Below are 10,815 nucleotides of genomic sequence, written 5' to 3'. Positions count from 1 at the left end.
TAAGTCATTTCGGACATGGATGTACATTTCTATTGGTGGTGAATGGAAATGAAAAAGGACATATTTGGTTTGATGGACGAGCTGATTATAGTGGACTTGTACCGAAATTGAAAGATGGGCAAAGAATATCATTTATAGAATGGTATATAACCTTTCTTGATATGGAAATTGAGAACATAAATGAATCACTAACAAACAGCACTACCGCTTAAAGCGGAACGCTGCCAAACATTAGCACCCCATAAAGCGAAAACAAGATGATAGTAGAAATAGAACAACTTACAGAAAAAGATTTTGTACAAGGAAGTCTGTCTTATGAGTATAATTTCCATATTTCAATATGGAATGAATCAACTCGTGTCGAAATATCTAATAAACAAGGAATTGACAATATATCTATTCTCCCTATAATTAAATCTGTTTTAGTGTGGGTAAATAATAATAAAGAAATCTTGACAATATATCTATTCTCCCTATAATTAAATCTGTTTTAGTGTGGGTAAATAATAATAAAGAAATCTGCACAGAAACAGCAATAGAGGAAGGAATGATTAGACTTGCTGAAGAATGGATAAAAGATGAAGATTCTAAAGTAACAAACGAAAAAGATTGTTATTTGACGGCATATGAGGAAAAAGTATTTTACCTATAACTCAAACTGATTTTTATAATAGCTTAAAGGTGCAATCTATTTATTTTTCTGTTGAGGAAGGGATAACAGATATAAACATGTATATAAGTTGTTCCCCTGATTATTATGCAGGTCATGTTATATGGTATAGTCTATATACCAAAGAAAATGGAAAAATTGAATGTGAATGTAATGGATTAGAAGGATAGAACAGGTTGCTAACAAACAGATGAAACATTGAAAATGGTTTATCTGCCGAACATTATCAACCTCGAAAAGCAAAAATACAATGAATAGAATATTAACACTATACCTCTTTTTGCTATTGTGTGGCACGGCTTCCGCACAACAAATAGTAAAATGGGACGATTTACAGACTATAACGGATAACGCACGGCGCACGGTCTATTATGAAAAAGGCAGTAAACAGCCGTTGCAGGGAGAATATCGCATTATACGAGGGCTTGACGAGGAGCGTGTTAAACTTTCCGACGGCATAATAAACGGTGATTATCTCCGCTATCGTGATGGGGTACTGCGTGAATCGGGCATATATGCCAAAGGAAAGCGCAACGGCATATTCACGGAGTATTACCAAGATGGCGTTACTCCCCGAAAAGAAACACCCATGCAGCAAGGCAAGATAGACGGAACTGTAAAGACCTATTTTCGTAACGGCAAAATAGAAATCGAAAAGGAGTATAGGCAGAGTGTGGAGAGCGGACGGGAACGCCGCTTTGACAGCAAGACGGGTGAGCAGATTTTTGAATCTCATTATATAGACGGCAAAAAAGAGGGTGAGGAATGGGAAATATTCGAGGATGGGCGCACGCTTCGCAGCAGGACTACACGACACTACCGTAACGGAAAACTTGACGGCTTTTATCGTGTGGAATCGACACGGGACGGAAAACCCTATATAACCATCGAGGGGCAATACACCGACGGCGAGAAATCGGGACGTTGGAAACAGTACAACGCCACCGATGACACAACCCATGAATGGGATGAATGATTTTCTTTTTTCGCAAGTTGATTTTATAAAATTGCCACCGAAAGTTCGTACTTTCGGAAAAAGATGTTATATTTGCAAATGAAAGAGTTATTTGACAGCATAGCAACGCAAAACGCTGAAATTCGCACAGTTGCTAAATCGTTACTTCTATTTCTCAAATAATTCGCTAAAAGTTTATTTCTCAATCGGTTAAGTCAAACCGAGAAAAATCTAAAATAAATTTGACATGGAAGAAATATTGAAATTTCTTGAACTTCATATAAAAAAATGGGTACGAGAAGTTCTCGAAGAGAAGGAGAGGGGAGCCTCGGTAATTGCGCTTTCTCCACAAAACATTCCTCCTAAAGGTTTAGTGAAAATCAGAGAGGCAGGCCAAGCTGTTGGTTTAGCATCAGGTACTATCTATAATTTAGTGGCCAAAAAGAAAATCCCCTTTCATAAAGTGAACGGGGCTTTACGTTTCGATTTGACGGAATTGGATATGTGGGCACGACAGGGACGACCGGAAATTATAAATATTGGTTTAGAAAAACTTAAAGATCTTCACTTGGATAAAAAATAGATAAAAGAGGCGATAGTACTATCGCCTCTTTTATTTTGTCGTTCCCGCCTTTTTTGATTTAGACATCCGATCTAAGCGGGTATCAGTCTGTTATATTGTATGTTTCATCGAATTTAAAAAGCAGGTATAATGGCCTGCTTTCATTTTTTATTAACCTTTCAAAAACAGTGCTTATGAAAGCCAATGCAACCGTTTCTGTACGGAGAAATGCCGTACAGAACAAGAAAGCCCGGACAACCGGCAAGGTCCGTACGAAAAAGCATACGGGCTCTCCGCTCTCTCAAGCCTCCGCCGATCTGCCCGAGCAGCAGATCGCGCTGGATTCGATCGTTCCGAACGATTTCAATCCCCGCCGGAACTTTTCCGAACAGAGTCTTCGGGAACTGGCCGACAACATGACCCGGGTCGGGCTGATCCATGCCGTTACGCTCCGTCCCCGCAGCGACGGGCAGGAAGGCTACTCGCTCGTATGCGGCGAAAGGCGTTTTCGCGCGGCCCGGCTGGCGGGATGGGAGACCATACGGCTAAGATCTGCCCGATGAGCGACGCCGAAGCGGAAGACTTCGCCATTGCCGAAAATCTGCAACGGGAAGACATCACGCCGTTCGAACAAGGACAGGCGTTCAAACGCCTGATCGATACGCGCCGTTACGACGTCGGAACGCTGGCCCTGCATTTCGGACGAACGCGCGATTTCGTCCTGAGCCGTATCCGCCTACTGGATCTGATCCCCGAGGTAATAGAATTGCTGAACAGCGAGGAGATCAATATTTCGCAGGCGTTGGAGCTGTGCCGATACGAGAAAGATATTCAGCGGGAAGTCTATGACAAGTTCCTCCAAACGAACCTCGACTGCCACTGGCGGCATCTCCGGGCCAAAGAGCTCAGAAGCCGTCTGGCCGGCATGTATCTTTCGCAACTGGATTCTTACCGTTTCGACAAAACCGAATGTGCATCCTGTGCGAGCAACAGGGCCAACCAGGTGCTTTTCGCGGATTGCGGCGACTGCAACGTCTGTCAGAACCGGGCGTGCATGAAACGCAAGAATACGGAGTACCTGATCGCCGAAGCGAAGAGACTGCTTTCGGAATGTCCCGGCATACGGATCGGTTATTTCGAGGATTGTTCGCAGGGAGAAGTCCTGCAAGCAATCCGGGAAGAATCCTACCCGGTCCGTGCGCTGGGCTATGCCGGCTACTACGAGGCGCATCCCGAAAAGCCGGAGGAACCGCGCAGGGAGGATTTCACCGATGAGGCGGATTATACGGAAAGCATAAATACTTTCCGCAGCGCATCGGAGGAGTACGAACAGGAGTGCGCCGACATACAAAGACGGGTCGAAGCGGGGGAACTGATACGTTACGCCGTGATCGGAGACCGCGGCATCGAATTTTACTACGACGAGCCGATTCCGGTAACGGAAGAGCAGAATGAAAGTAATTCGGCTCGGCAGACCCGTCCGGACGATTCGGCGGAATTTTCTGGAAACACGTTCACGACGGTTCCCGATATCGTATCGTTCGCCGGCGAAAGCGTCGATCCGGAAACGGGCGAAATACTTTCTCCCCAATCCGATACGGAAACGATCGACCGGACCATGACGCAGGAGGAGATCGAGCGCGAGGAGAAGATAAATACCCTGAAAGAGCGACACGCCAATAATTACCGGCTGTTTCTCGACCATATGGCGGCCGACCTGAAAATAGCTCTGCGTAAGACAGACTACAGGGAAGGAGCTTTGACGGAGGAGGAACAGCGGATTTTCTGGTTTTTGCTGCTCCGAACACTCGATCGAAGGCTGTGCCCGCAGTTCGGACTGAATGAACATGACTGGCCGATGTCGGAAGAGCGGCAGGTACGGATATGCAGGGAGCTTACCCCGGAACAGCAGGTATTGCTTCTGCGGGAGTTCATGCGCGGCAAGCTGATGGAAAACTGTTCCGTACCCGAACTGATCGGCCGGCTGTCCGGCGACTTCGTAGAGATTCATCAGCCGGACGCCTACCGGGAGATCCGTTCACGGCATAAGGACGTTTACGACCGTCGGCTTTCGGGCATATTCCAACGGCTGAAAACACTGGGATGCACGGATACGGAACTTCCCGTAAACGAGACGGAGCTCGAAATCCGGCATACGCTCGCGTTCGGGGCGCTTCAGTCACACATCGCACCGGAAGCCGTTCCGTTCGATCCGAACGAACTGCCGCAGGAGTCGCCCTGCGAGATTCCGCAGACGGAGGAGCCGGAAGGAGAAGATATACCCGGCGACGATATCCGTCCGGAACCGGCGATTCCCGTAAAGGAACCCTACCTGCCGAAACCGGCCGACAGCCCGGAGGAAACCGTTTCCGGTATCGAGGAATACCCAGCGTCGGAGGAACTCGATCAAAGAGCGGGAGATAACGCCGTATCCGAAATTCGGGCGGCCTGATATGGAGCGAACCTTTCATGCATACAGGGAGCGCATACGCGCTCCCTGTATGTTTTCATGCTGCCGGCCGTATGGGATCATACGGTATACGGCGTCACCGGTCTTTCGAAGGGAACGTTTTCCGTCCGAGCAACTCTGCCAGAAGAACGACGTCGGCCGCATGGTAGACAAACCTGCGATCGAAAACGCCGCAGCGGATCAGCCGTTTCTTACGCGCCGCCTCCAGTTGCTCTGGGGTAATCTTCAGCATCCGGCATACTTCGTCGGCCATGAACACGAGGTCGATGTTACGCATCGCGCACAAGTGTACGAGAAAGTAGTTCATGTAGATAAGCTGCCGGTTCCGTTTGACGAGCTTCGTCAAAACGGTTCGGGGAATCGTGAGGGTTTCAACGGTTTTCATGTTCTGAGTTTTTTAATGAACGATCGGTCTGTTTCCGGGATAAATCGGCTTGACGCGCCTGATTCTCTATTTTGTCGATATACCGTTTGATTTCCGAATAACGGTACATGCGCTTGACGCCGAAAGTGAAGCCGATCAACTTTTTCTCCTCGCGCAGCCGTCGCACCTGACGCTCGCTCAGAAGAAGCATCCGGCAGGTATCGTAAAAGTCGAGGATAGGATCGCCCTCGATCATATTGTGCTGTTTCTTTACGGCCAGCACATCGAGGTGAACGGCTTCCAGCTTTTCCCTGATTCCGGCCAGCGCAGACAATAACTCGCTCTGTTTAGAAAATTCCTCTTCCATGATTCGTAGGATGATCGATTGCGTTACAAAGATCCTGAATCCGAATCTCCGAATCATGTATCCGAACATGTTCTAAAACATAATTTTTTGCATTTCTTTCTGGTTGTCAGATCGATTGTCTCGACAATCAGAACATCTCCCCCTTTCTTCCCGAAAGAGGGATTCAATACGACGACAATATGGTTATACGAATGGAAGGACCGGTTTACGATACCGGTCCCGGCTCCCTGCGGGCCTATGCGCAAATTCTGAACAGCATGCTTCAGTCCCGGGACAGCGGAGAGCTGTTCCGCCGGCTGGCATGGGCCGATATGAATTCGCCGGATCACGAGCTGTCGGGCTATTTCGGTTGGGGCTTCGGCACCTCGACCCCTTTCTGGCTGCGCCAGCGGATCGCATTCCGTTCCGATACGTTTTTCGGAACGCGTACGCTGACGATCGTCCGTTTTCGCGAAGACGCGGACAGGACCGATGCCTGAAACGGATACGATTCTTTGATTTACATCAATCGTTTTTAATCCATTAAAAACTCTGTGCGGGAGGATAAATACAGCAATGACCGTTATGGAACTGATAACAAAAAAAGTAGAGAAAGATTTTATGTCTCATCCGCTGAGATCGCAGGACGGGCGGGGATTCGACGTCGAGGTAATCGTCAAATATTTCAACCCCTGCGGAGCAGGCACATGGCTGATTACCGAGGCCGAGGAACAAAAAGACGGGGATTGGCTGTTGTTCGGCTATGCCTGCATTCACGAATGGGAATGGGGCTACGTCCTGCTGTCCGAACTGCGGAATCTGCGGCTGCCTTTCGGCATGACCATAGAGCGCGACCTCTATTCGTCGGCCCGGACCGTCCGCGAACACCTGAAACGTTTCGGGATCACTGTCTGACCGGAATTTCCGGCATGCGCTCTCATATCGGAGTGACAAATACATTACGGTCAGTAATGGCACCGCATTTTCAAAAATCGACTATTATGACGGACAAACAATTCAACGCCCTGTTCCGCCGCCGTATGGACGCCTACGCGCGGGCCAACGACAGGGAAACGCGATCTTTCGCGTCCATCCCCTGCGGTTACGGCAGCAGGGCCTACCATCGTTTCAAAACCTCTTCGGACAAGAGCGGAGAGATCCGCGGCAAACTCTTAGAAATGGCCGTCACCGGAAGGATCGAGCCGGCCTTGCTGCGTGAGGCCGTGTCCCGGCGTATCCTGTGCGAAGACATTTTGCGAACCGTATCGAGATGAACATACGGACCGCCAAATCGATTCCGCTGGCTGTTTATCTTTCCGGTCTCGGATTCCAGCCTGTAAAACGGCGGGGTACGGATCTCTGGTATTTTTCCCCGCTTCGCAAAGAGACGCGGGCTTCGTTCAAGGTCAATACACGTCTCAATACATGGTACGACTTCGGAATAGGCCGGGGCGGGAACATCATTTCGCTGGCGGCCGAAATATATGAGATGGACGATGTTTCCCGTCTTTTGCGGCTGATCGGCGCGAATACGCCGGCTTCGGTTCCGTTCGATCCCATACGGGAGAGGAACATCTCACCGACGGAGCCGGAGTTTAAAAACGTTCAAGTCAAGTCGCTTGCTCATCCCGTATTACTCGATTACCTGAAATCACGCAAGATCGATCTGAAGACAGCGCAGATCCTCTGTAAAGAAGTACGCTACACCGTATGCGGCAAGTTCTATTTCGCCGTAGGATTTGCCAATGACAGCGGAGGTTACGAGATACGCAACCGCTATTTCAAAGGGGCCATTCCTCCGAAGGACACGACATGGATCAGACCGCAGAAGTCGAACCGGAGCTGCCGGCTGTTCGAAGGATTTACCGATTACCTCTCGTATCTGACTCTGTGCAAACAAGGCGATGTGTCATGGCATTCGTCGGATGAAGACTTTCTGATCCTGAACTCCGCATCGCTGCTTCCGCGGGCAAAAGACAGATTGCGGGGATACGAACATATCGTATGCTGCCTCGACCGGGATACGACAGGCCGAAGGCTTGTCGGTGAACTACGCGCGACATTCGGAACGCGGGTACATGACGATTCGATATTGTACGATGGCTATAAAGACTTGAACGACTGTTTGCGTCGTGATAGCAGTTGAAAATTAGGGCATGTAAAGAATAGATGTGTAGCCTTTAAAAACAATATTTTAAGTACAAGTCTGAAGAATGAGTTGAAAAGCGGTTAACAGAAAACGGATTTACGATACAATGAAAGTCAATGCCACCCGAAGCGTTTTTTGTTAAGCCCTATTCTTTGAGTGTAACTATAACGAGGAATGGATTATCGTTTTCCGTAACGCCATCGACGATACCGACGAGTTTATGGGCTTCGACCGGTGCGATCAGTTTATTTCCCAGAATAGTTCCTTCGTACAATTCGACGCTTCCCCCGCCGGGTAAATCACATGCGAAACCTCCTTCTTTGAATGCGAGTAATTGATCTTTTTCCCAGATACTTGTGTATCGTTTCTCCAGATATATTAAACGGGAAAACAGCATGTCCTTATAATAGCCAAAATAAAAAGGCCAATATACGTCATCAAAAGTAACGTCATCAACACCCTCGAACTCTCGTTTACGAATTTCTCCTCTTTTACCGAAATCCGTAATTAAAAACGGATGTATCTCCTTTGCGGTTATCATATACATCGTATCGTTGCCGATATGTCCTCCTGGCACCAGCACTCCTTCGTCGTAGATGAACGGACAATCACAGGACTGCATCATGATAGGGGCATGTTCGAATTTAAGGGGAAAATATGAACGGATCGTATCACCGTTATCATCGACCATTAAGATGAAATTACTCGGTATAATGTTCTCGTCCGATGACGGTAACGGAACCTGCGTCAGCATGAATGTATGTTTGTCGATTATGTCGAACGTACTGATACGGTCATCCGTTTTTATATTGACCGATCGTAGGTATTTCCCTGATAAATCATAAACCTGCAGCCGCTTTAGAGCCTCGTCATGGACGTAGATTTCATTTTCATATATACGTGCGTTCAATATCTGGGAAAAGGGCATTAGATATTCGTTTCCTGCCCGGCCAACCCGATTGAATGAAGAAACGAGCTCTCCGGTTTTTATATCCACGACAGCAATCGTTCCATCCGCAATGCTGACCAACAGCGCCTTTCCTTCATCGTTCAATCCCTGTACGGTCAACCATGTCAGAATCCGGTCCGTTTGGGGCAACGGAATTAGATCTACCCGCTCTGCGAGCGAATTCCATTTAAATTCAGGCGTTTGTTTCGCATCTTCAAAAAGTTGCGCCATGTCGATGGTGTAGGGCGTATTCTGCTGCGTTTCGGTCGTATTATTCTTACAAGCATGAAAAACAATACTTGTGCCTATGAATAAAATCAGCGTTTTTTTCATTGTCGGGATCATATTAAAGTATGGGATAAAGTCAGGGGAAAGGGAGTAAGGAATAGAAGTTGAACCTTCTATTCCTTACGATCAGGACGAATGTTTAGCTGCAAACACAAACGGTATTATTCAGATTTTCGCCACAATATTTTTCTGCGGTTGCCCTAGCACAATCGGGCACAGGAATACCTCCGCCCTGGTAATCTTGGTTGCACCGTAATGTACAACTTTTACGCCCACCTTTCAATGCCTGCATTTGGGGGGCATCGAGAACGGATACGTTCCGTAATTTTAACTTCGCAAGTTTTTTCATGATTTAATAAATTTTAGGTTAACTGCGGAAAATGTTTTGGCTAGCCCGTCTTCTCTCGTTCCGCAGATTATCAAGAGAATTTTATATATTGATATTAGTAATATATCGTATGTCCGTTATATCATAATTAACGGGAAGGTTGTAGCCATTGACCAAAATAGTAGGGGTCGCATGCAGTTGTGTCTCCTTCCTCCATTTTGTGTGTTTGTTAAACTCTGCAATGGCATCATCACCATCGGGATTTGCCAAATTGTATTTGTGGAAGAAAACATCTTTATTGAATCGGCCTGTATTGAACCATTCTCTGTAAATATCCTGTGCTTTTGCTAAAGGATATTTAAAATAACAATCAATCAAAGCCCTGCTGCTGGATTCTAAATCAGTGTTGAATGAGGTGAAAATAAATTGGATACACAAGTTGGATTCTTTGTTTCTTAATATATTGTCAAGTTTTTTATGTAGCTGAGCACACGGATTGCAATGAGGATTGGAAAATATCGTAATCAATATATCGGCCTCCTTGTTTCCAAATTGTATTTTACTTGTCTCTTTTGAAACAGGATAGTGGGGTTGGGCCGTTAGTAAAGCTTGCAACACTCCCTCTGATGCTTTTAAACTATTGAGCTCTTGCTTTGTTTGCTCGGATAATTTTTTATTCGTAACGTTGTTGGCAATAGTATGGGCAATGAGTATGGAAGAACTGTAAATACAAAATGTGAATAGAAGATTGACCATATTGAAATCAGTCCAACTCAACAGGCCCGATAGACTGCCGGCTAAAAAAGCGATCCATAGTATCGCCTGCACCATTAAGCATAATACACACCATTGTTTCGCTTGCGTTTTTTGATACCAAACACTCCATAGCGTATAAGGCAATGACAATATATTAATGACGATCATAAAGGGAATTAACGATGGCAGATATACAAGGATTAATAGGTTTCCAATAAAGTATCCAATTCCTGTTTCACTCCAGCTGATCGTTCCCATCCATTTTGCCGCATCGAGTTCCAGGATATTATTACAATCTCCATTTTTTAATAGAGTACATATTTTATCTGCGTATGTATTATGTATTTGCATCTGTTTCATTATTAATAGCGAACAGATAAAGATGCCTGACAGTGTAGAGATTAACATGATTATATACCAAATATTCGTCAACAGATGTGCGGTATTATCGGGTATTAATATCCATCCCAATAAAGATAAGGATATTGCCAGTAAAATATTGATTCCTATTGCAGTAGCGGATCTTTTTCTATTTTGTGAATAATTGGGCTCCGAAGAATTCGTATCGGCTTCAGGAATAAGAATTTCTCCGGACCAGATGTTCGAAAACTGTTCAATGTCGGTTTCTATTCTTTTCCCGTTCCATAAATAAGAAACTCCTTGATTTGTTTTTTTGATTATTACGGCAAAGTAATTTCCACAGAATGTTATATATGGCGTATCCAATTCGGATAAAACTTTCTTTTTTTCGTCAGGGGCCACCTTTATGCCAATGTTTTCGATGTGGTAGTAAGATAGCATTTGAGAAAGTCCCAGCATGTTTAGTTTATTGGGATGTTCGTTGTAAAATTTTTCTGCAAATCTACGAGTGTACTTTACGTTTAATCTACTGAGTATACTTGTTAAAATATTCTGATCGGAATACCGCATAATTATAGATATTTATACATTTTTTATACTTTTACTTCTGTTACTCAA

15 protein-coding genes and 1 pseudogene are annotated in these 10,815 nt (G+C 45.8%); 11 read left to right on the top strand and 5 right to left on the bottom strand.

What is annotated here, in order from left to right; all coding sequences use genetic code 11:
* The 7 genes and pseudogenes from DW082_RS14745 to DW082_RS13740 form a co-directional block, all read left to right on the top strand.
* Positions 1 to 212: pseudogene (locus tag DW082_RS14745) on the top strand (SMI1/KNR4 family protein); the annotation flags it as partial.
* 45 nt (positions 213 to 257) lie between these two features.
* The gene (locus DW082_RS14740; RefSeq protein ID WP_147387066.1) at positions 258 to 479 is read left to right on the top strand and encodes a hypothetical protein; all 222 of its coding nucleotides are present in this window, start codon (positions 258 to 260) and stop codon (positions 477 to 479) included.
* A gap of 14 nt (positions 480 to 493) precedes the next feature.
* Positions 494 to 652, top strand: coding sequence for a hypothetical protein (locus tag DW082_RS14635; RefSeq protein WP_182424184.1), 159 nt, complete (start codon positions 494 to 496; stop codon positions 650 to 652).
* A 268-nt stretch (positions 653 to 920) separates the two neighbouring features.
* Positions 921 to 1,646 carry a toxin-antitoxin system YwqK family antitoxin gene (locus DW082_RS13760; protein ID WP_004293712.1) on the top strand — a complete coding sequence of 242 codons (726 nt, stop codon included), beginning with the start codon at positions 921 to 923 and terminating at the stop codon, positions 1,644 to 1,646.
* Positions 1,647 to 1,872: 226 nt separating this feature from the next.
* The gene (locus DW082_RS13750; RefSeq protein WP_118459116.1) at positions 1,873 to 2,208 is read left to right on the top strand and encodes a helix-turn-helix domain-containing protein; all 336 of its coding nucleotides are present in this window, start codon (positions 1,873 to 1,875) and stop codon (positions 2,206 to 2,208) included.
* A gap of 173 nt (positions 2,209 to 2,381) precedes the next feature.
* A complete protein-coding gene (locus tag DW082_RS13745; protein ID WP_118459114.1) occupies positions 2,382 to 2,750 on the top strand; it encodes a ParB N-terminal domain-containing protein in 369 nt (122 codons plus the stop codon).
* Positions 2,717 to 4,639 carry a hypothetical protein gene (locus DW082_RS13740; protein WP_182424183.1) on the top strand — a complete coding sequence of 641 codons (1,923 nt, stop codon included), beginning with the start codon at positions 2,717 to 2,719 and terminating at the stop codon, positions 4,637 to 4,639. The genes DW082_RS13745 and DW082_RS13740 overlap by 34 nt, the downstream gene beginning before the upstream one ends.
* A 94-nt stretch (positions 4,640 to 4,733) precedes the next feature.
* Here the strand turns inward: DW082_RS13740 and DW082_RS13735 are convergent, their stop codons facing one another.
* Both DW082_RS13735 and DW082_RS13730 read right to left on the bottom strand, forming a co-directional pair.
* Positions 4,734 to 5,042: a hypothetical protein gene (locus DW082_RS13735; protein WP_055204414.1), complete on the bottom strand. Its 309-nt coding sequence runs from the start codon at positions 5,040 to 5,042 to the stop codon at positions 4,734 to 4,736.
* Positions 5,029 to 5,388, bottom strand: coding sequence for a DNA-binding protein (locus tag DW082_RS13730; RefSeq protein WP_118459104.1), 360 nt, complete (start codon positions 5,386 to 5,388; stop codon positions 5,029 to 5,031). Before DW082_RS13730 ends, DW082_RS13735 begins: the two co-directional genes overlap by 14 nt.
* Before the next feature lie 179 nt (positions 5,389 to 5,567).
* On the opposite strand from DW082_RS13730, the gene DW082_RS13725 reads away from it, so the two are divergent.
* From DW082_RS13725 to DW082_RS13710, 4 genes are all read left to right on the top strand, one after another.
* Entirely contained in the window at positions 5,568 to 5,867 is a 300-nt protein-coding gene (locus DW082_RS13725) for a hypothetical protein (protein ID WP_147387064.1), read from the top strand.
* 85 nt (positions 5,868 to 5,952) lie between these two features.
* Positions 5,953 to 6,282: a DUF2958 domain-containing protein gene (locus DW082_RS13720; RefSeq protein WP_118459118.1), complete on the top strand. Its 330-nt coding sequence runs from the start codon at positions 5,953 to 5,955 to the stop codon at positions 6,280 to 6,282.
* Between the two features lie 86 nt (positions 6,283 to 6,368).
* On the top strand, positions 6,369 to 6,641 hold the full coding sequence (locus DW082_RS13715) for a hypothetical protein (RefSeq protein WP_118459101.1): 273 nt from the start codon (positions 6,369 to 6,371) through the stop codon (positions 6,639 to 6,641).
* Entirely contained in the window at positions 6,638 to 7,513 is an 876-nt protein-coding gene (locus DW082_RS13710) for a toprim domain-containing protein (protein WP_118459099.1), read from the top strand. Before DW082_RS13715 ends, DW082_RS13710 begins: the two co-directional genes overlap by 4 nt.
* A gap of 148 nt (positions 7,514 to 7,661) precedes the next feature.
* Here the strand turns inward: DW082_RS13710 and DW082_RS13705 are convergent, their stop codons facing one another.
* From DW082_RS13705 to DW082_RS13695, 3 genes are all read right to left on the bottom strand, one after another.
* On the bottom strand, positions 7,662 to 8,798 hold the full coding sequence (locus DW082_RS13705) for a 6-bladed beta-propeller (protein ID WP_182424182.1): 1,137 nt from the start codon (positions 8,796 to 8,798) through the stop codon (positions 7,662 to 7,664).
* A 94-nt stretch (positions 8,799 to 8,892) separates the two neighbouring features.
* On the bottom strand, positions 8,893 to 9,102 hold the full coding sequence (locus DW082_RS15575) for a TIGR04149 family rSAM-modified RiPP (RefSeq protein ID WP_118459095.1): 210 nt from the start codon (positions 9,100 to 9,102) through the stop codon (positions 8,893 to 8,895).
* Between the two features lie 81 nt (positions 9,103 to 9,183).
* Positions 9,184 to 10,767 carry a vitamin K epoxide reductase family protein gene (locus tag DW082_RS13695; protein WP_118459093.1) on the bottom strand — a complete coding sequence of 528 codons (1,584 nt, stop codon included), beginning with the start codon at positions 10,765 to 10,767 and terminating at the stop codon, positions 9,184 to 9,186.
* Positions 10,768 to 10,815 lie beyond the last annotated feature (48 nt).

The organism is Alistipes sp. AF48-12 (assembly GCF_003477565.1).
Lineage (GTDB): Bacteria > Bacteroidota > Bacteroidia > Bacteroidales > Rikenellaceae > Alistipes_A > Alistipes_A hominis.
Note: the sequence above shows the minus strand (reverse complement) of the source record. Positions and strands in the feature narration are given on the sequence as shown.

Coding starts and splice junctions, on each gene's coding strand:
- DW082_RS14740 (WP_147387066.1), top strand. CDS start 258: ATGATAGTAGAAATAGAACAACTTACAGAAAAAGATTTTGTACAAGGA.
- DW082_RS13760 (WP_004293712.1), top strand. CDS start 921: ATGAATAGAATATTAACACTATACCTCTTTTTGCTATTGTGTGGCACG.
- DW082_RS13750 (WP_118459116.1), top strand. CDS start 1,873: ATGGAAGAAATATTGAAATTTCTTGAACTTCATATAAAAAAATGGGTA.
- DW082_RS13745 (WP_118459114.1), top strand. CDS start 2,382: ATGAAAGCCAATGCAACCGTTTCTGTACGGAGAAATGCCGTACAGAAC.
- DW082_RS13740 (WP_182424183.1), top strand. CDS start 2,717: ATGGGAGACCATACGGCTAAGATCTGCCCGATGAGCGACGCCGAAGCG.
- DW082_RS13735 (WP_055204414.1), bottom strand. CDS start 5,042: ATGAAAACCGTTGAAACCCTCACGATTCCCCGAACCGTTTTGACGAAG.
- DW082_RS13730 (WP_118459104.1), bottom strand. CDS start 5,388: ATGGAAGAGGAATTTTCTAAACAGAGCGAGTTATTGTCTGCGCTGGCC.
- DW082_RS13725 (WP_147387064.1), top strand. CDS start 5,568: ATGGTTATACGAATGGAAGGACCGGTTTACGATACCGGTCCCGGCTCC.
- DW082_RS13720 (WP_118459118.1), top strand. CDS start 5,953: ATGGAACTGATAACAAAAAAAGTAGAGAAAGATTTTATGTCTCATCCG.
- DW082_RS13715 (WP_118459101.1), top strand. CDS start 6,369: ATGACGGACAAACAATTCAACGCCCTGTTCCGCCGCCGTATGGACGCC.
- DW082_RS13710 (WP_118459099.1), top strand. CDS start 6,638: ATGAACATACGGACCGCCAAATCGATTCCGCTGGCTGTTTATCTTTCC.
- DW082_RS13705 (WP_182424182.1), bottom strand. CDS start 8,798: ATGAAAAAAACGCTGATTTTATTCATAGGCACAAGTATTGTTTTTCAT.
- DW082_RS15575 (WP_118459095.1), bottom strand. CDS start 9,102: ATGAAAAAACTTGCGAAGTTAAAATTACGGAACGTATCCGTTCTCGAT.
- DW082_RS13695 (WP_118459093.1), bottom strand. CDS start 10,767: ATGCGGTATTCCGATCAGAATATTTTAACAAGTATACTCAGTAGATTA.